The sequence below is a fragment of the Deltaproteobacteria bacterium genome (genome assembly GCA_020848905.1).
Classification (GTDB): Bacteria; Myxococcota_A; Polyangia.
The window spans coordinates 170,117-188,823 of record JADLHG010000033.1 but is presented as its reverse complement, the minus strand read 5'-3'; the positions used below and the strand labels follow the sequence as shown (position 1 = coordinate 188,823).

The window sequence follows — 18,707 nt, the reverse complement described above, 5'->3', positions numbered from 1 at the left end:
GCCCGCACCTGGTTCGAGCGCACGCGCAAGAAGATCCTGCCGAGCGCACCCGGCCTCTACAACGACGAGACCCCCGGCTCGGTCTCGCGCTTCAAGAAGCACCCCCTGCTCCTCTCGCTCTGCCGGATGCTCGTGGAGCGGCAGCAGGCAGACTTCGCCCGCGAGCTGGAGTCCGGCCTCGGCGACGCGTCCACCGGCGCCACCGTGGTGGCCCGCTGGCGCAAGCTCGAGGGTCAGCCGCTCGTACCGCGCGTCCACGCGCTCAGAACGTGGCTCCTCAACGAGGCGCACGAGCTCCCCCCCGCGACCCGCCAGCGCGCTGACAACGTGCTCCGGCGGCTCTCGCGCCGCGCCAAGGACGTGCTCACCGACTGGTCCGAGCTGCTCACCGACCGGCGACTCCTCGAGAGCGCCGTGGCCGAACGGGCGGCCGGTGCCTTCACGGCCCGAGAGCTCGACGAGGTCTGCGCCTGGTGCGCGCGTCAAGTGGAAGAGGTGCCCGCGAAGGAGGAGGAAGAGCACGAGCGCGACAAGGAGCGCGACGAGGAGGCCCCCGAGTCGGGCGAGGAGCGCGACGATCACACGCCGTACCTCTCGGTGGACGGCCACGACGAGCGCGAGGTGGAAGGGGCCGGCCGGCTGGATCGGCCCGACGACAGTCTCCTCGTCTACCTGCACCTGCTCAAGCACGGCGGGCTCAAGCCCCCGACGGGCCCCGCGATCTCCTACGAGCACGTGGTCGTGGACGAGGCGCAGGATCTCAGCGCGGTGGAGCTGAAGGTGCTCGTGGAGGCCGCCGGACGTGGCCGCTGCGTCACGCTCGCCGGCGACACCGCCCAGCGGCTCGTCTTCGACAACGCCTTCTCGAGCTGGGAGGCGCTGCTCGAGGAGCTCGGCATCCCGGCGACGACCTCCGCCACGCTGCGCCTCGGCTACCGCTCGACGGGCGAGGTGATGGCGCTCGCGCGCAGCCTCCTCGGGTCGGTCGCCCCCGAGGGAGAGCCCGCCGCGGTGCGGAGCGGCGCCCCGGTGGAGCTGCATCGGTTCGCGAGCCAGGGAGAGGCCGTGGCCATGCTCTCTGAGGCGCTGCGCTCGCTCGCCCTCCGCGAGCCGCTCGCCTCGGTGGCGCTCATCGCGCGCTATCCGGCGCAGGCGATCTCGTACGCCCAATCGCTGACACAGGCCGAGGTCCCCGCGGTGCGCCTCGTCCGCCACCAGGACTTTTCCTTCAAGGCCGGGATCGAGGTCACCGACGTGGCCCAGGTCAAGGGGCTGGAGTTCGACTACGTGCTCCTCCTCGACGTGACGGCCCGCAACTTCCCCGACAGCCTCGAGAGCCGGCACCTCCTGCACATCGCCGCCACCCGCGCCGCGCACCAGCTCTGGCTCGTCTCGGTGGGCGATCCCTCGCCGCTCCTGCCGGCCACCCTATGACCGAAGGACCTCTCGAGGTCCCCGGCCCTGCCGCCGCGCCTATAGCCCCTGCGGCCACGCCCCCCTCTTCCGACGCGGAGACCACCCTCTCTCCCTGGCTTCACCGCGGCCTCCTCGCGCTGTGGGTCCTGGTGCTGCTCCTGCCGGCCACGCGCATCCTCCGCGACCTGCCGATCTACGGCGACGACCACTCGTCGCACCGCACCGCGGTCCACACGCTGGTCGCGCTCCTCCGGTCGGGGAGCTTCGACCTCTACTGCCCCACCTTCAACCTCGGCTTCCCGATGTACCTCTACTATCAGCCGCTGCCCCACTTCGCCGCGGCGGGCCTGCACCTCGTCTCCTTCGGGCTGCTCGGCGAGCAGCTCGCCTTCAACCTCTCCGTGGTCCTCCTCTGGTGCGCCTTCCCGGTCGCGACCTACCTCGGGGCGCGGCGCCTCGGACTCGGCGCGACGGCGGCCCTCTTCTCGGGCCTCGCCGCCCCACTCGTCTCCTCCACCTTCGGCTTCGGCTTCACGCTGACCTCGGTGATGGGGCACGGGCTCTACACGCAGACCTACGCGATGGTGCTCTTTCCGCTGGCCCTCGGCGCCGGCTACCGCGCGGTGCAGCCCGAGGCGGGACGGCGCGAGCTTCTCCTCGGGGCCGCGCTCCTCCTCGCCACCGCGCTCTGCCACGCCTTCTACGCCGTCGCGCTCGCCACGGCCCTCGGCGTGGTCGTGCTCTGCCGGCCGCGGCAGTTGACCGCCGGCCTGTGGCGGGCGCTCTCGCTCGGAGGGCTCGTGGTCGTCTCGCTCCTCTTCTGGATCGCGCCGCTTCTCGAGACGCGCGACGTCGCCGGGGGATGGCCCTGGGGGGACCAGGATCGGATCCACGGCTACGGCGCGCTCAAGGTCTTGCGGGCGCTCGCCACCGGCAAGCTCCTCGATGACGGACAGCTCCCGGTTCTCACCGGCTCGCTCCTCGTCGGAACCGGGGTCGCTCTCGCCCGCCTGCGGTCCGCCCCGCCCCTCCGCGCGCTCCTCGCCTGCTTCGCGCTCTTCCTCTTCTTCCTCATGGGCCGGCGCACCTTCGGCCACCTCGTGGACCTGCAGCCCGCCAACCTGGGTCTCGAGCTCTTCCGCTACGCAGGGCCCGTCCACGGCTGCGCCGTGCTGCTCGCGGGGGTCGGCCTGGCGCAGCTCGTCCGCTGGGGGCGACGCGCGATCCCCGAGGCCGCCGCGCTCCTCGGAGCGGTGGCCCTGCTCGCCGTGCCCGCCGTGATGCTCCTGCAGCGCTCAGCGACGCACTTTCACACTATTCGCTCCTACGAGCTCGACGAGCGGGACCTCACCGCGGCCGGCCGCGCGGTGGACGACGCGGTCCGGGAGGGGACCCCGCCGGGGCGCGTCTACGCCCACACCAAGACCGGCCACGGCACCCACCTCGTGGCGGGGCTCCTCGGCAGCTTCACCTCTCAGCCCCTCGGTCAGAGCTACGGGGTGGGGATGCACGACAGCCTCGGCTTCTACCACCTCGAGTACCTCGACCCGCTGCGCCCCTCCCGCCTCGCGCTCTACAACTTCCGCTTCGCGCTCGCGCGACCGGACACGGCCTTCGCGCGGGCGCAGCACGAGGCAAATAATCCGCCGCTCCTCGCGCGCAAGTCCCTCTCGCTCTACCGGCTGCCCGGGGACCACGGTTATCTGGACGTCGTCTCCCCCGTCGGGCGCATCGTGGGCCCCCCGCGCGCGGTGCGCCCGGCCCTCGACCGCTGGGTGGACTCCGCCCTCCCCGAGGCGGGAGAGGTGTTCGAGGTCACCCCGACCCGCGAGGCCGGCCTTCCGCTCGAGCCCGGCCAGCCCGAGCTCGTCGTCCGGTCGAAGCTCGTCGAGGAGCGCACCCCCGACGGGCGCCTCGTCCCCCTCACGCGCCCGCTCCTCCCGCGCTCTCACGGCCGCCCGGGTCGCGTGCTGGCCTCCGCCTCCGCGCCCACGCGCCATGCCGGCACGGTGCACCTCGACCGAGCGGGCCTCGTGGCCCTCAAGGTGGCGTACCACCCCTGGTGGCGGGCCGAGGTGGATCGCCGGCCGGCTCGCGCACTGCACGTGAGCCCCGCTTTCCCCGCCGTGCGCGTGCCACGCGGCCTCCACGAGGTGGCGTTCGCCTTCCGCCCGCCTCGCTACCCGCGCTGGCTCCTCGGCGGGACGCTCCTCCTGTGGGCGCTGCTGCTCGTCGCGCCCTTCCGTCGAGCCCGGGGGCGGCGCCTCGGCACTTGACGGTCGGCACCCCCTCCATTAGCTTTCGCCGCGCTGCGCTGCATTGCGTTCAGCAAGGAGTACGCCATGGGACGCCTAGGCCTCGCGTTCAAGTGTTTCTTTCGGGTCCTCGGCGGAAAGCCGCTGCCCGAGGAGGTCCTCCCCAAGGTCGAGCTCCCTCCGGCTCTGCCGCCGGCGAAGCCGTCTGCCGAGGCCGAACAGGCCTGGGCCATCCAGCTCCTCGGGCTGATGCAGAAGGAAGGGCGCCTGCTCGACTTCCTCCTCGAGGAGATCGACGCCTACGACGACGCGCAGGTGGGCGCGGCGGTGCGCAACATCCATCGGGACTGCCGCCGCGCGCTGCAGGAGCATCTGGCGCTCTCGCCGGTCTTGCCCGGCGAGGAGGACAGCCGCGTCACCGTCCAGGCGGGCTTCGACCCATCGCACATCCGCCTCATCGGCAACGTGACGGGCCAGCCGCCCTTCTCGGGGGTCCTGCGGCACCACGGCTGGAAGGCCACCGACCTCAAGCTGCCCCGCCCCTCCGAGGGGGGCGACCCCTCGATCATCGCCCCGGCGGAAGTCGAGCTGAGCTAGCGCACGCCCATGCACGCCTCTCGCTACGTCGTCGGAATCGACCTCGGCACGACCAACACGGTGGTCTCCTACGCGGACACGCAGGCCGCCCTCGAGGGTGAGGCCGCCGTGCGCGATCTGCCCATCCCCCAGACCGTCGCACCGGGGCTGGTGGAGGCGCGCGCCACGCTCCCCTCCTTTCTCTACCTCGCGGCGGGCCCGGAGCTCTCGGCGGGCGCCATGGACCTGCCGTGGGCCAGCGATCGCAGCTTCACCGTCGGACACCTCGCGCGCGACCAGGGGAGCAAGGTCCCCGCGCGCGTCGTCTCCTCGGCCAAGTCCTGGCTCTGTCACGCGGGCGTGGATCGAACGGCGCCGCTCTTGCCGTTTCAGGCCCCCGAGGAGGTGCCGAAGATCTCGCCGCTCGACGCCTCCACGCGCTACCTCGAGCACCTGCGCGACGCGTGGAACCACGGTCCCGGCGCCGAGGACCCCTCGGCCCGTCTCGAGGAGCAACAGGTCTACCTGACCGTCCCCGCCTCCTTCGACGCGGTGGCGCGCGAGCTCACGGTGCAGGCGGCACGGCAGGCCGGGCTCGCCCACGTCACGCTGCTCGAGGAGCCGCAGGCCGCCTTCTACGCCTGGCTGGCCCACCTCGGTGAGGCCTGGCGCCAGGAGCTCGGCGTCGGAGACCGCGTCCTCGTCTGCGACGTCGGCGGGGGGACCACGGACTTCACCCTGATCAGCGTGGTGGACCGCGACGGAGAGCTCTCCCTCGAGCGGGTCGCCGTCGGGGACCACATCCTCCTCGGCGGCGACAACATGGACCTCGCGCTCGCGCACGTGGCCTCGGAGAAGCTCGCCGAGCGCGGCCACGCCATCGACGCCTGGCAGACGCGTTCCCTCTGGCACGCGTGCCGGGCGGCCAAGGAGCAGCTCTTCGTCGACCCGAGCCAAGAAGAAGTCCCGGTGACGGTGCTCGGGCGCGGCTCGAAGGTCATCGGCGGCAGCCTCACCACGGCCCTGTCGCGCCAGGACCTCTCGCGCGTGCTGCTCGACGGCTTCTTCCCCGCCGTGGCTGCCGATGCGCGGCCCGCCAGGGGACGGCGCGCGGGTCTGCAAGAGCTCGGCCTCCCCTACGCCACGGACGCGGCGATCACGAAGCACCTGGCGAAGTTTCTCGGCGAGCATCACGGCGCCGGCGAAGGGTTCACGCGGCCCACGGCGGTGCTCTACAACGGCGGCGTGATGAAGGCCCCGACCCTCAAGGGACGCATCACCGAGGTCCTGCAGAGCTGGGTCGCAGATCAGGGCGCTCCGCTCAAGGAGCTCCAGGGCGCGCACCCCGACCTGGCGGTGAGCCACGGGGCCGCCTACTACGGCCTCGTGCGCCAGGGGAAAGGGATCCGCATCCGAGGCGGCGTCGGGCGCTCGTACTACATCGGGCTGGAGAGCTCCATGCCCGCGGTGCCCGGCCTGCCCGCCCCGATCAAGGCGCTCTGCGTGGTCCCCTTCGGCATGGAGGAGGGGACCGACGCCGACGTGGCAGGGCAGGAGCTGGGCATGGTGGTGGGCGAGGCGGTCGAGTTCCGCTTCCTCTCCTCCACGCATCGCAAGGACGATGGGATCGGGACCGTGGTCGAGCGCTGGAGCGAGGGCGAGATCGAAGAGCTCGTCCCCGTGCAGACCGCGATGGCCGACGAGACGGCCAGCTCCGGCGCGATGGTCCCCGTGCGCCTCCACAGTCGCGTGACCGAGGTGGGGACGCTCGACCTCGAGCTTCGCGCTCGCGACGGCCGGAGCTGGAAGCTCGAGTACTATGTCCGCGACACCGGCCGCTGACGGAGCGCGACATCGTGCGATCGCTCACCGCCTCTGAACGTGCGCTGGTGGCACTCGCGCGAGAGAAGGCGCGGCTCCTCTACGAAGGTCGCCTCACGCGCCACCGATCGTGCGGCATCTGCCTCGCGGAGACCTTCAACCTGCGCACGCCGCCCTACCAGGCGCTGCGCAAGGGGGGCATCACCGGGGAGGGGCAGTGCGGCGCGATCAAGGCCGGCGAGCTCATCCTCGGCGAGCTCTTCGGTGACCCCGACCCGACCGGCGCGGTCACCGCGACCCTGCGCGCCGCGCTCGTCGACTACAGCGCGCTCTGGAAGGAGCGCCTGGGCTACGGTTCCTCGACGGAGATCATCTGCAACCAGCTCATCGCGCCCTTCCCCGAGTTCCAGTCGGCAGAGCGCGCGCGCTTCTGCACCGGCCTCGCGGAGCGGGTGGCCGAGCTCGTGGCCGAGGTGGCCCTCTGTCACGGCGCGTCCCTCGAGGTGACGCCCATCCCGGATGTGACCGAGCCCACGCAATAACCGCGCGCCGCCGCGTTGTCGCGCGCGAGGCCTCCGTGCCATGATGCGCGCGCCGTCTGACGGGCGCCGCGCGCGCCCGAGGAGGAACACGTGCCGCGCCTCATGGTGGGTCTACTCGTCGCAACCCTGGCTTCTCTTCCCGGCCTCGCCCGCGCCCAGACCGCGCCCGACGAGCCCGCCCCCGGGGGACCGCCTCCCGAACAGCCGGCCCCCGCCGCGCCGGTGACCCCGCCCGCCAGCCCCACCCCCACTGCGCCGGGCGCCGTCTCCGCTCCGCCGCCGGGCTACGCCTACGGCAACCCCGCCCATTTGCTGCTGCAGGACCCCGAGTATCGCGCCGGCCGTCGCATGCGCCTCGGCGGCATCCTGACCACCGCCATCGGAGGAGGGGTCGGCCTCCTCTGGGCCAGCATGTTCTTCGTCTTCTCGACCGAGTTCTGCGCCGGCGGAAGCATGCCCATCGCCGCCGCCTGCGGCATCTACCGCAACATGGGGATCATCGGGCTCGTGATCACCGGCGTCTCCCTGGCCGTGGGGCTCCCGCTCCTCTTCGTCGGCCACGGACAGGTCAAGCGCGCCGAGTCGCGCCTCTTCGGCCACGCCTGGCTCCCCCGGCTGGATCTCGTCCACACCCCCGGCGGGGCAACGCTCCTCGGTCGCTGGGTGTTCTAACCGCGCGCCCGCGCGAGCTCCGCGCCGAGGTCCTCGGCGATCCGCTCGGCCACCGCTGCGATGGTGAAGCTCGGCGGCACGCCGACGCTGGTGGGGATGACGCTCGCGTCCGCGATGCGCAGGCCCGGGTACGTCCTCCCGTCAGGGCGAAAGACCCGTCCCCAGGCGTCCACGACCCCTTCCGCCACGTTCCGCCCCATGCGAGCCCCCCCGAGCGGGTGGACGCCGAAGCTCCGCATGAAGCGCCAGGTGCCGAGGTTCGGCACCAGGATACCGCCGATGCGATCCGCCCACTCCGCGAGCCGCGCCGCCGCAAACCGGTTGATCGGGTCCTCCGCATAGTCCGGCCAGTGGATCGCCGCTCTGCCCTCGCCGTCGAAGATCGCCTCTCCGCGCGCCGAGTCCTGCCCGTCCAGCTTGTACATGAAGCTCTGCGAGAGCGCGCCGCCCTCGAGGATCCCACCGAGGTCGCGCCACCTGCGCCTCGCCCGCGGGAGCAACCGCTCCTCCGAGGCGCCCGCGTGGCGCTCCCCCACAAACGTCCCGACGAGCGCCAGAGCGCGGCCAGCCACCCCGAGGGCCGAGAAGGGGATCCGGCCCGCCATCACGGTGAGCGTGCGGAGCTGCCCCTCGTCGTCGCGCATGTGCAGCCGCACCGTGGTCGAGATCGGCGCCCCGTGGTGCGTCGAGATGGGCAGAGCCGTGTTGTAGAGGAAGGCCAGGCCGTCCCCGTTCATGCTCATCCCTTCGCCGAAGCGGGGGGAGACCGGCACCTCCGCGTGACAGCGAAAGAGCAGGTCGAGCGTGCCGAAGGCCCCCGCGCAGAGCGCCACGCGCCGGGCCACGATCCGCTCGAGCTCCTCGGGCCGACCGGTCGGCGCCACCATCAGCTCCCAGCTGCCGTCGGCGCACGGCGCGAGCGAGTGCACCTCGGTCTGAACGCGAAGCTCGGCTCCCCGCGCCTCGGCCGCGGCGAGGGAGGTCCGGTCGAGCGAGAGCTTCGCCCCCTCGTTGCACCCCGGGCAGCAGTGCCCGCAGAGCGTGCACCTCTCCCAGTCGATGGTGTTCTCGTAGTCCACTCGCCGCCCCGGCTCCACCAGGTCCAAGAAACGCTTGTCGAGCAGCTCGTCGGCCCGCGGGTTCGCCGACGGACGGAGCGTCGCGCGCGCCCGCGCGAAGTATGGTTCGAGCTCCGCCGCGCCGATCGGCCAGCGCGCGAAGACGTGCGCGTCGGGGTAGCTCGTGATGCCGTAGTTCACCACGCTCGCCCCGCCCAGGGCGCTCACGAACCCGTTGCCCGTCCCCTCGGCGAGTCGCATCCCCCACAGGCCGAGCGGGTTCCGTCGACTCGCGTAGGCGCGCGCCACGCCACGGAGCGTGCTCGGAAACTCGCCGGAGCTCCACCTCCGTCCCCGCTCGAGCAGCAGCACGCGGCCCTGCCCCGCGAGACGCGCCGCGAGGACGCTTCCGCCGTAGCCCGAGCCGACAATGACCAGATCCAACATGTTGACCTCTCGCGCCCGGACTACCCGGCGAGTCGCAAGCCCGTGGGGAGCGCGTCGCCGAAGAGCTGGGCCCGCTCCTGGTCCTCGAGCACCGTCACCTCCAGCACCAGCTTGACCAGGTGCTCGGCGCAGTCGATCGCGCGCAGGCGCTCCACCACCGTCAAGCGGAGCGGTTCGGCGAGGTCGCGCGTCGCGTCCCCGCACAGTCGCGCCATGTGCACCACGGCCAGCGCGATCCCGCGGTGCTTCTGCCAGTCGAGCCCGAGGAGCCGGTCGAGCCACGCCTCCACTCGCTCCTTCGCCACCGCCTCCTCCGGCGGGCCGTAGAGCGGCACCCGTGCGCCGAGCCGCCCGAGGGCCCAGTACGCGAAGTCGCCCCGCGCCGCCACCGCGTTCCGCAACGCCACCTCGCCGAGGCCCTCCTTGCTGCGCCCCGGGATCCGCTCGAGGCTGGCCACGGCCCGCCACATCTCGGCGAGTTCCTGTCGATTCAGCTCGGGCTCGCCCTTCTTGGCCTTGGCCCCCTTCTTCGCCTTGCTCGTCGCCCCGGCCGCCTTCAGCGCGGCCCCGGTGAGCAGCGGCGGCGCGAGCTTGTTCGACAGCTCGAGCTGCTGCCCCTTCGACAGCCCCCCCGAGACGCGTCGCCAGAGGACCCACCACCCGATCCGACACCAGAGGTCGTCCGGATTGGCGAGCCCCTCGCGGAAGACCGTCCACAATTGATCGATCCGTTCGCTATCCAGCGGGTCGCCGAAGCCGGGACGCACGAAGATCCCCGCCAGGTTGAGCCACGCCGCCTCGTGCTCCACGCTCGTCTCGCGACAGGGCTCCACCTCCCAGAGCGGGCCCCAGAGCCCCCGGATGAGCGCCCCCGGCCACGCGAGCCGCTCCGCGCCGAGCAGCGCCTCCAGGCGCTTCGCCAGGCCGCGAGGTCCGTCGTCACCCTTTCCCTTGCCCCGCAGCACGCGCCGCACGAGGTCCCCGGCCTCCGCCTGCTGCTCGCCGGACACCTCGAGCGAGGCGTCGCCGACCGCCGCTCCCCGGGGCGCCGCCGCCTCGGCGTTCTCCTTGCGCACCGAGAACTCGAGGTCCCAGCGGTGGTCGCTGGTCTGCGAGGCGCACCAGAGCTGCAGCGTCCCGACCTCCGTCAGGCGCGCCGCGAGCTTCACCGGCACGGCCCGGTTCGATAGGCCGCGATCGAAGCCGAGCACCGTGTGCACCGACGGCAGCTCGACGAAATAATCGTCGGTGATGGAGACCACCTCGCCGGGGTCGTGCCCGAGCCGCGCCGTGGAGCTGTAGAGCGGGAAGCTCACGGGACGGTCGGTCAGGACCTCGAACGGCCGGTCCCCCAGCTCCACCTCGCCCCCCTCTTCCACGCCAAAGGGGATGAGGCAGACGCCGCGCTTGCCGCGCGCCGCGGGGTCCACCACGCCGACGTAATAGGCCCGCGCCGTCCCACCGCGGATCCGCACCCCGTTACCGGCGCGCACGAGCCCGTACGACGCTGCGCCGAGCGCCACGGCCAGGTCGAGGCTGCGGCTCTCGAGGACCAGCGGCTCCTCGCCGAACCACCCCGTCAGCGTCTCGACCAGGCGATCCTGCACCAGCGCCGGCTTCATCGCGCCGCCGTTGAAGAGCACCACGTCCGGTCGCGCGTCGTGGCGCCGCAGGAAGGCGGCCAGGTTGCGCGTAATAGCAGGTTCGCTCGCATACGGCAGGCCGAGCTCCTGCAGCCCGAGTCGCGCGCGCTGCAACGGCTCGTCGAGCCCCGCCCGCGGGAAGAACCCATCCAGGACCAGCTCCACCACCTCGTCGCGAAAGAGGTCGATGCGCAGGCTCCCCCCGATGACCTTCGACCCGCTCCCCGCCAGCGTGATACCGGCCTTCTCCTCGCCCCCGGGGGAGAGCAGCGTCTCCTTGGCCTTGCGACAGGCGTGGACCAGGGCGCCCCACTGTCGCGCCGAGAGCTCCCCCGCACGCTTCATGAGCCGCGCCTCGAGGTGGCGCGCCAGCGCGAGGTCCATGTTGTCGCCGCCGAGCATCAGGTGGTCCCCGACCGCCACGCGCTCCAGCGACATCTCGGCCCCGCTGCCGCGCACCGCGATGAGCGAGAAGTCGGTCGTGCCGCCCCCCACGTCGCAGACGAGCACGAGCTGTCCGTCGACGAGCTGCTCCTGCCAGAGCCCCCCCTGGCTGCGCACCCAGCTATAGAAGGCCGCCTGCGGCTCCTCGAGGAGCGTCAACCGCTCGAGCCCCGCCTGCCGCGCCGCCTGCACGGTGAGCTCGCGCGCCACCTCGTCGAACGACGCCGGCACCGTGAGCACGACGTCGCATCGTCCCAGGCACCACTCGGGACGCCCCGCCGACATCGCCTGGTCCCACGCCTCGCGCAGATGCGACAGGTAGCGCGCGGAGACCTCGACCGGAGAGAGGTGGGGCACGTCCGACGGGCTCCCCCAGGGCAGGATCGCCGCCTGTCGGTCCACCCCGGGGTGACAGAGCCAGGACTTGGCCGAGGCCACGAGGCGCGCAGGCACCAGCGCTCCCTGGTCCCGCGCGAAGGTCCCCACCGCGAAGTCGCGACCCCCGGCCCAGGGGAGCGCCGTCGCCCCGGGGGGCAGGTCGTGCGGCCCCGGCAGGTAGAGAAACGAGGGGAGCCCCTGGCACGGCGCCACCTTCCCCGCGTCCACGAGCTGCGGCACCTGGAACAGCCGCAGCGGCGGCTCCTCCGCGGCGTCTCCGAGGTCCACGTAGGCCACGGCACTGTTGGTGGTGCCGAGGTCGATTCCGATGATGTAGCGCGACTGTCCCATGGAGCCGTTACGATACCAGCAGCTCGCTCGGTTGAGTATCGCCACGCGCCCGCGCCACGCGGCGGCACGCGCCAGTTGACCGCCGATGGATCCTCGGCCAGGATGCGCCCCGCGGCCTGGGGAGGGCGTGAATCGGCCGCGGGGGATGCCTCAAATGAGACTCGGACGAGCACTGGCTCCGGCCGCTTTCCTGTTGCACGTGTGCAGCGCCTGCACCTCCAGCGACCCGCTCTACTGCGACGAGCAGAAGCCCTGCGGCAGCGGTCAGCGGTGCAACCTGCAGACTCACACCTGCGAGCTCACCGGCGACGGATCCGCGCCGGCCGGAGACGCTGGGAGGCCCGACACGAGGCCGCTCCAGCCCGATGCGGGCCCTGGCCTGCTCGAGAACGGCGCCATCTGCTCCGACAAGTCGCGCTGCACGAGCGGGTACTGCGTGGACGGCGTCTGCTGCGAGGCCGCGTGCGACGGCACTTGCCGCACCTGCAACGCGCCGGGAAAGCCCGGGACCTGCGTCCTCGCCGAGAAAGGCCTCGACCCGCGCCAGCAGTGCGGCGGAAGCGACGCCACCTGCGGAGGCAGCTGCGACGGCCAGGGCGCCTGCTCCTTCACCAGGACGGGGACGAGCTGCGGCAAGGCCACCTGCTCGGCGGGACAGCTCTCGATCGGCAAGTGTGACGGCCAGGGCGGCTGCAAGACCGAGACGCAAGCCTGCGGCGGCTACGCCTGCGAGGCGACGGGGGACAAGTGCAAGACGAGCTGCGCCGACGCCAAGCTGGATTGCTCGGGCACCTTCCAGTGCGTGAACAAGGTCTGCACGGCGGACCAGCCGAACGGCGCGGTCTGCGGCACGAACCCCGCCGCCTGCAAGAGCGGCAAGTGCGTGGACGGCGTCTGCTGCGAGTCGGCCTGCGACGGAGCCTGCCAGCGCTGCAACGCCCCCGGCAAAGCCGGGACCTGCAGCCCCGAGGCGGATGGGACGCTCTGCGGAGCCGCGAGCTGCAGCGGCGCCTCGAAGAGCGTCCCGACCTGCACCACCGGCAAGTGCGAGCCCAAGCTCGCGAGCTGCGGACTCTACGGCTGCAACGGGGCGACGAGCGACTGCCGCGCCTCCTGCAGCGGGGACGGGGACTGCGCGGCCTCCGCCTACTGCGCGAACACCCAGTGCCTGGCCAAGAAGGGAAACGGCCTCGGCTGCGCCGGAAACAACCAGTGCCAGACGGGCATCTGCACCGCCGTCGAGAAGGTCTGCTGCGACTCCGCCTGCGCCGGCGCCTGCGACACCTGCGCGGGGAAGGCCGCCTGCAGCCGCAAGCCCCAGGGGACCCCCTGCGGCGCCGATAGCTGCGTGAACCAGGCCTACACGGCCTACCTCCAGAAGCAGCAGTGCAACGGCACGAGCAGCGCCTGCCAGACGGTCGTCTCGAGCCTCTGCGACCCGTACCGGTGCGCCCCCGGCGGGGCCGCCGCCTGCGCCACCGCTTGCTCCGACAACAACGGCTGCACGAGCCTCCTCTGCGACACCTACAACGCGCCGAACAACCGCTGCATCGCCTCCTCGTCGATCTGCTACGTGAAGCCCGGAGGCGGCGGCAACGGCTCCCATCCGACGACTCCCCTCGCCACGATGAACGCCTGCCTCGCGACGGGGAAGTCGTACCTCTCGATCGCCGACGGGACCTACAGCGAGAACCTGGACGTGAGCAGCCGCAAGGTGCACCTCGTGGCCGCCACCGTGCAGCCCGACGTGTACAACAACGCCTCGCCGACGGTGGTGAACAGCTTGCCGGGGAGCAACACCGCCCCCGCGCTCTGGGTGCACGGCGGCTCGGCCGAGGTCTACGTGCAGGGCCTCCGCTTCACGGGGGGAGCCCCGTCGGATGCCGCGATCTACCTGAACCCGGGTACCGTCGTGATGCGGAAGTGCACGGTGGACACCACCAGCGCCGGCGGATGCATCTACGGCCGCGACCTGGGCACCATCGACCTGGCCGACAGTCGGCTGACCTCCTGCTACAGCACGGGGATCACCACCTACGGCGGCAACCACGTCAAGCTGCTGCGCACGCGCATCAACGGGTCGGTGACCAGCGCCGGAGTGTCGTTCAGCGACACCGTCGGGACCGCGACCTTCGAGGCCTCGGAGATCGAGGTCAGCGACCACAACGCCTCTGGCCTCTACCTCGACGGGAAGTACGGTCTCAACGGCACGCGCATCTGGGTCTCTCGGGCGAAGGTGCAACGCAACCGCGGCGTCGGCATCTCCATCTCGAACGCGAAGGCGGGGCTCGCCGACGTGCTCAGCACCCACAACAGCAACGGCGTTTCCTTCTTCGAAAACCAAACGGTCTGCTCGCCCATCTGCAACACCATCGGCCACGGGGTCTGGAACCTGACCTCGGCTCACAACACGACCAACGAGCTCACCTGCGGCGCGGTGGCCGCCGCGACCTGGCGGATCTCCAACTCGATCCTCGCCAGCTGGAACAACGCTGCCTTCGACAACGGCCCGGGCTGCGCGCTGAGCTACACGCACGTCTACAACGCCGGGGTCTCCGGCGCGGACCCGCAGTTCGCCTCCTCTGCGGACTTCCACCTGCTGTCCACCTCCCCCTGCAAGAACGCGGGGGACCCGGGCTTCACTCCCCCGTCGAGCGCCGTCGACCTCGAGGGGAGCCCACGGAAGTTCGGCCCCGCGGTGGACCAAGGCGCCTACGAGCTGCAGGCCCCATGACCTCACGCACCCTCCTCGTCGTCTCGCTCCTCGCCCTCGCCCCCCGCGTCCGGGCGCAAGGCAACCTCCTGCTCGAGTCCCACGTGGGCGAGCGGCCGCGACAGACGCGCGAGCTCGTCGAGTACCTCACGGGGCAGCTCGGCGCCGAGAGCCCCGTCCATGGCGCCGCGCTCAAGCAACTGCTCGAGAGCCGCCTCTCGAGCGATCCCGGCCCCCTCGACGCCTCCGCCCAGCTCAAGCGCCTCGTCGACGCGGGGCGCCGGCAGTTCCTCGAGGGCGAGTACCAGACCGCGATCGTGACCCTCGAGCAGGCGCGACTGGGGCAGACCCGCCACACCGCGCTCCTGGCCGGGGACCAGGCGCTTCGCCAGCCCCTCTACCAGACCCTCATGTACCTGGCGCACGCCTACCTCCGCACGGGTCAGAACGAGAAGGCCGTGGAGCGGGTGAGCGAGGTGGTCCGCAGCTTCCCCGACCGGGACCTCTCCGTCGCCACCTTCGGGCCCCAGGTGGTGAAGCTCTACCGGCAGGTTCGCGCCGAGCTCGACAGGCAGCGCCGCACGAACCTCTCGATTCGCGCCGAGCCGGCCGGTTGCCTCGTCTTCCTCAACGAACGCTTCGTGGGCCTGAGTCCGGCCCGGGTCACCGGCCTCCCGCCCGGCCGCTACCGCGTCTACCTGCAGCGCCCCGGGACGCCCGGCCGCGTGCACAGCGTCAGCCTCGCGGGCGGCGAGGAGCAGCTCAACGTGGACTTCGCCCTGGACGCAGCGCTCCGCACCGAGCCCTTCGTCGGGCTGCGCTACGCCGACGAGGCGACGCGAGCCCAGCTGGAGGTCGAGCACGCCGCCACCGTGGGGCAGGCGCTGGACGCGACGCAGGTGACCCTGGTCGGCATCCGCCACCATCAGGGGCGACGCGTCCTGCAAGGGACGGTCGTGGCCGTAGCCACCGGCAGACCCCTCCGCTCGGGCATGCTCGCGGTGGAGCCCACCCCTCCCTCCCCCGCAGCCCTCCGCTCGCTCGGGCGCTTCCTCGCCTCGGGAGAGCGCGGGGCGGCCGTGATCGTGCGCCAGGATCTTTCTCGCGCCGCCCAGCCCCGCGAGGCGGCCCACGCCGACGGCCGGCGAGGCTTCTGGTCCCCCCGCGTCTGGCGCTGGATCACGCTCGGCCTGGGCGCAGCCGCGCTCGCCGGAGGAGTCACGCTTCTCGCGCTCGACGGACAGCGCTCCTGCGATCTTCCCGAAGGCGTCCGCTGCCCGGAGGGCCCCTACCAGACCCTCGCCCCCGGGCTCGGCCTGACCATCGGCGGCGGCGCGATGCTCGCGACCTCGGTCACGCTCTTCGTGGTGCAGGCGGTGCTAGGGCGCCGCGAGGCGCGAGCTCCGCGAGAGAGCGCGCGGGCCCTCCGGTCGGGCCTCCTTCACCCGCTGCTCGGTCCCGGGCGCGTGGGCCTCGGCGCCACGCTCCGCTTCTGACCGCCCGAGGGCGATCGACGTCCCGGCTAGGGCGCGGCGCTTAGCGGTACGAGGCGTTGATCGCCTGCACCTGCCGGTCGAACTGGGCCTGGCTGATCTGCCCCATTTTGAATTGGAGCTTTATTTCCAATAGCGCCGCGTCCCGCTTGCGCATCAGCTCCGACTTGCGCCGCTGATAGGTGAAGCGGCTGATCTGTCCCTTGTCGTGCAGCCGCTTCAGCTGACTCAGGCTCATCACGTCCCACGACATGGTGTCCTTGGAGAGCGTGGCGGTCAGGGTCCCGCTCCCTCGCGCCGGGACCCGGAGCTGCCCCTCGGTGTAGCCGTTCTTGAAGAGGCTGAGCTCCCGTCCCTGGCCGGAGGAGAGCTTGAGCGGCGTCCGCCCGAGGCGGTGACCTCTCTCGTAGACCTCCGCCCCGGGGGGCCGCGAGGTCACGGTCACCACGTGGCGACCCGTCCCTTCCGCGCTCGGGGGCGGCGCCGGTCCGGGCCCCGGCTCCCGCACGCCCTTCCGTCCGCTCCCGCGGCGCGGGTGTCCGGAGGCGCGCGCCGCACGAACCCCGCTCTTCCCCGCGCGGACCTCTTTCGGACCGTCGAGGTCGTGGTCCGTCGCCATGCGTCCCACGACGCGCGTCCCCGCCGCCGTCGTATCGGCCGTCGTACCCGGCTTGCCCCCAGGCCGCAGCGCCAGCAGCGTCCCCGCGTCGCGTCGCGCCCCCCCCGAGATCCCGGCCGTGGCGTCTCCCCGCTGCACCCGGCCTCCCCCTGGTCCCCCCGGCTTCTCCCCGGAGTCCACGAGCGCCAAGGTCAGCGCCACCCCCGCCAGCATCCCGGCCCCCATCCCGGCCACCCAGAGCCACTGCCGCGGCGGCAGCCACCTCGGCCCTCGCGCCGCGCCACCCCGTCCTTGGCGCTCAGCCCCCTTCGCTCCACCTCCGCGTCGGGTGGCCTTCCGACCGCGCACCGGTGTCGGCCGTCGACCGTCACCCTCCCCGCCCGCGCCCTCGTCCCCTCCGTCCAGGTCCCAGACCTCGTCGTCCCCCAGCGCCTCGACCGACCCCGTCTTTCGCGTCAGCGCGTCCCGCAGCTCGTACGCCAGATGCATTGCGGTCTTCGGTCGGTCGTCGGCCTCCTTGCTGAGCGCACGCAGGATTACCGCCTGAACCGCGGTCGGGATCTCGGCCCGCAGCTCCTTGGGAGGTCGCGGCTGCTTGGTGAGCTGCGCGATGAGCACCTCCTTCGCCGATTGACCGACGAAGGGAGCCGTCCCCGCGAGCATCTCGTAGAGGATCGTCCCGAGAGCGTAGACGTCGGTGCGCTGGTCCACGGGCTGACCGGAGGCCTGCTCGGGAGACATGTACGCGGGGGTGCCGAGGATCATCCCGGCGCGCGTGAGCCGGGCGTCCTTGTGGTCCGTGAGCAGCGCGATGCCGAAGTCGAGCAGCTTGACCGTCTCGCCGGCGCCGTCCTCGGTCGGCTCGAGCAGCACGTTCTCGGGCTTCAGATCGCGATGGACGATCCCCTTGCGGTGGGCGGCGTAGAGCCCCTCGGCGATCTGAATGCCGATGCGGTAGGCGCGCTCGAGCTCCATCGGCCCCTGGCATTCCTCGATGGCGCTGCGCAGGCTCTGGCCCGCGAGGAACTCCATCACGAGGAAGCAGTCGCCGTCCTCGGTCACACCGAAGTCGAAGACCTTGACGATGTGCTCGTTCTCGACGCGACTCGCGGCCCGCGCCTCGAGGAAGAAGCGGTTCACGAGGTCCTTGTCGGCCGCGTGCTCCCGATGAAGCATCTTCAAGGCCACAATGCGGTTGTCGAGCAGGGAGTGCTCGGCCTTGTAGACCACTCCCATCCCGCCGTCTCCCACGCGGTCGAGGATGCGGTAGCGCTCGATCACGCCGTCGCTCTCCACGAGCGGCTGTCCGTCCCTCAGGCAATGGGTCTGCGTGCGATAGAAGGAGCCGCACCAGGGGCAGGCTTTGACCGCCGAGATCATGCCTGTCGCGAACTCTCCGAGAGCCTCGGGTCGCGCGGGTCGCCCGAGCGTCTCATCCGCCCTCTCCCGCGAGCCTCGGCCGCTTGAGCCGCGCGAGCTGCTCCGCGGTGACCCTCAGGTGGCCGCCCGCCTGCCCGTGCCGCACGAGCTGGAGCTCGGCCAGGATGGAGAGCGCGATCTCCGCCGGGGAGCGCCCTCCGAGCGCGAGGCCGACCGGCGCGTAGAGCCGCGGCAGGAGGGGCCCGAGGTCGATCCCCTCGCCCTCGAGCTGTCGCAGGATCGTCAGCGCCTTGCGTCGGCTCGCCACCACCCCGACGTAGCGACAGGGGAGGCCGACGGCGGCCCGTAGCGCGGGGGTGTCGCGGTCTCGCGTGGCGATCACGAGGTACGAGCTCTCGCTCCAGGCCACGCGCGGGTAGGCCTCCTCGGGGGAGAGATTCAGCACCTCCGCGCCCGGGTAGTTCTCGGCGTTCGCCCATTCCATCCGGTCGTCGATCACCGTGACACGGTAGTCGAGGCCGCGCACGAACCGCGCGAGCTCGAGGTGGATGTGCCCCGCTCCGACGAGGACGAGCTGCGGCTGCGGCGTATGGACCTGCACGAAGAGCTGCGCCTTTCCTCCGCACATCATGCCGATCCCGCCCGCCTCGGCGTCGGTCAGGTGGTAGGTGAAGCTCCGGTGCTTCCCCTCGGCGATCGCCGCGCCGCACTCCGCCAGCGCCTGGTGCTCGATCGCCCCGCCCCCCACCGTGCCCGCGAGAAGCTTTCCCCCGCGGCCCACGAGCATCGTCGCGCCGACCGCGTTCGGGATCGAGCCGCTCGCGCCCACGATGGTGGCCGTGGCGCACGCCTCGTTGCGCTCCAAGAGCTCGCGCAGTAAGCGATAGAGCTCGACCATC

At 72.1% G+C, this 18,707-nt stretch carries 12 protein-coding genes; 8 read left to right on the top strand and 4 right to left on the bottom strand.

Annotated features, from left to right (window positions below; translation table 11 throughout):
- The 6 genes from IT371_15365 to IT371_15340 form a co-directional block, all read left to right on the top strand.
- A partial coding sequence (locus tag IT371_15365) for an ATP-binding domain-containing protein (protein ID MCC6749038.1) occupies positions 1–1,434 on the top strand: 1,434 nt, incomplete at its 5' end.
- Positions 1,431–3,692 (top strand): hypothetical protein, encoded by a 2,262-nt coding sequence (locus tag IT371_15360; protein ID MCC6749037.1) that lies wholly within the window; start codon positions 1,431–1,433, stop codon positions 3,690–3,692. The genes IT371_15365 and IT371_15360, both read left to right, overlap by 4 nt.
- A 66-nt stretch (positions 3,693–3,758) precedes the next feature.
- Positions 3,759–4,268, top strand: a complete 510-nt coding sequence (locus tag IT371_15355; GenBank protein ID MCC6749036.1) for a DUF2760 domain-containing protein — start codon at positions 3,759–3,761, stop codon at positions 4,266–4,268.
- A 9-nt stretch (positions 4,269–4,277) separates the two neighbouring features.
- Positions 4,278–6,089: an Hsp70 family protein gene (locus IT371_15350; GenBank protein MCC6749035.1), complete on the top strand. Its 1,812-nt coding sequence runs from the start codon at positions 4,278–4,280 to the stop codon at positions 6,087–6,089.
- 47 nt (positions 6,090–6,136) lie between these two features.
- Positions 6,137–6,610 (top strand): hypothetical protein, encoded by a 474-nt coding sequence (locus tag IT371_15345; GenBank protein MCC6749034.1) that lies wholly within the window; start codon positions 6,137–6,139, stop codon positions 6,608–6,610.
- A gap of 90 nt (positions 6,611–6,700) precedes the next feature.
- The gene (locus IT371_15340; GenBank protein MCC6749033.1) at positions 6,701–7,282 is read left to right on the top strand and encodes a hypothetical protein; all 582 of its coding nucleotides are present in this window, start codon (positions 6,701–6,703) and stop codon (positions 7,280–7,282) included.
- Here IT371_15340 and IT371_15335 read toward each other — a convergent pair.
- Both IT371_15335 and IT371_15330 read right to left on the bottom strand, forming a co-directional pair.
- Positions 7,279–8,787 carry a GMC family oxidoreductase gene (locus IT371_15335; GenBank protein ID MCC6749032.1) on the bottom strand — a complete coding sequence of 503 codons (1,509 nt, stop codon included), beginning with the start codon at positions 8,785–8,787 and terminating at the stop codon, positions 7,279–7,281. The two genes, IT371_15340 and IT371_15335, sit on opposite strands and share 4 nt — an antisense overlap.
- Before the next feature lie 20 nt (positions 8,788–8,807).
- Positions 8,808–11,648 (bottom strand): Hsp70 family protein, encoded by a 2,841-nt coding sequence (locus tag IT371_15330; protein MCC6749031.1) that lies wholly within the window; start codon positions 11,646–11,648, stop codon positions 8,808–8,810.
- Between the two features lie 109 nt (positions 11,649–11,757).
- On the opposite strand from IT371_15330, the gene IT371_15325 reads away from it, so the two are divergent.
- Together IT371_15325 and IT371_15320 are read left to right on the top strand one after the other, a co-directional pair.
- Positions 11,758–14,337: a hypothetical protein gene (locus tag IT371_15325; protein MCC6749030.1), complete on the top strand. Its 2,580-nt coding sequence runs from the start codon at positions 11,758–11,760 to the stop codon at positions 14,335–14,337.
- The gene (locus IT371_15320) at positions 14,334–15,812 is read left to right on the top strand and encodes a PEGA domain-containing protein (protein ID MCC6749029.1); all 1,479 of its coding nucleotides are present in this window, start codon (positions 14,334–14,336) and stop codon (positions 15,810–15,812) included. Before IT371_15325 ends, IT371_15320 begins: the two co-directional genes overlap by 4 nt.
- A 40-nt stretch (positions 15,813–15,852) precedes the next feature.
- Here the strand turns inward: IT371_15320 and IT371_15315 are convergent, their stop codons facing one another.
- Positions 15,853–17,808 carry a serine/threonine protein kinase gene (locus IT371_15315; protein MCC6749028.1) on the bottom strand — a complete coding sequence of 652 codons (1,956 nt, stop codon included), beginning with the start codon at positions 17,806–17,808 and terminating at the stop codon, positions 15,853–15,855.
- Between the two features lie 52 nt (positions 17,809–17,860).
- A complete protein-coding gene (locus IT371_15310; protein MCC6749027.1) occupies positions 17,861–18,706 on the bottom strand; it encodes an XdhC family protein in 846 nt (281 codons plus the stop codon).
- Position 18,707 lies beyond the last annotated feature (1 nt).

Bases quoted from the DNA above. Each gene is read 5' to 3' on its own strand.
- IT371_15360 (MCC6749037.1), top strand. From the start codon at position 1,431: ATGACCGAAGGACCTCTCGAGGTCCCCGGCCCTGCCGCCGCGCCTATA.
- IT371_15355 (MCC6749036.1), top strand. From the start codon at position 3,759: ATGGGACGCCTAGGCCTCGCGTTCAAGTGTTTCTTTCGGGTCCTCGGC.
- IT371_15350 (MCC6749035.1), top strand. From the start codon at position 4,278: ATGCACGCCTCTCGCTACGTCGTCGGAATCGACCTCGGCACGACCAAC.
- IT371_15335 (MCC6749032.1), bottom strand. From the start codon at position 8,787: ATGTTGGATCTGGTCATTGTCGGCTCGGGCTACGGCGGAAGCGTCCTC.
- IT371_15325 (MCC6749030.1), top strand. From the start codon at position 11,758: ATGAGACTCGGACGAGCACTGGCTCCGGCCGCTTTCCTGTTGCACGTG.
- IT371_15320 (MCC6749029.1), top strand. From the start codon at position 14,334: ATGACCTCACGCACCCTCCTCGTCGTCTCGCTCCTCGCCCTCGCCCCC.
- IT371_15315 (MCC6749028.1), bottom strand. From the start codon at position 17,808: ATGATCTCGGCGGTCAAAGCCTGCCCCTGGTGCGGCTCCTTCTATCGC.
- IT371_15310 (MCC6749027.1), bottom strand. From the start codon at position 18,706: ATGGTCGAGCTCTATCGCTTACTGCGCGAGCTCTTGGAGCGCAACGAG.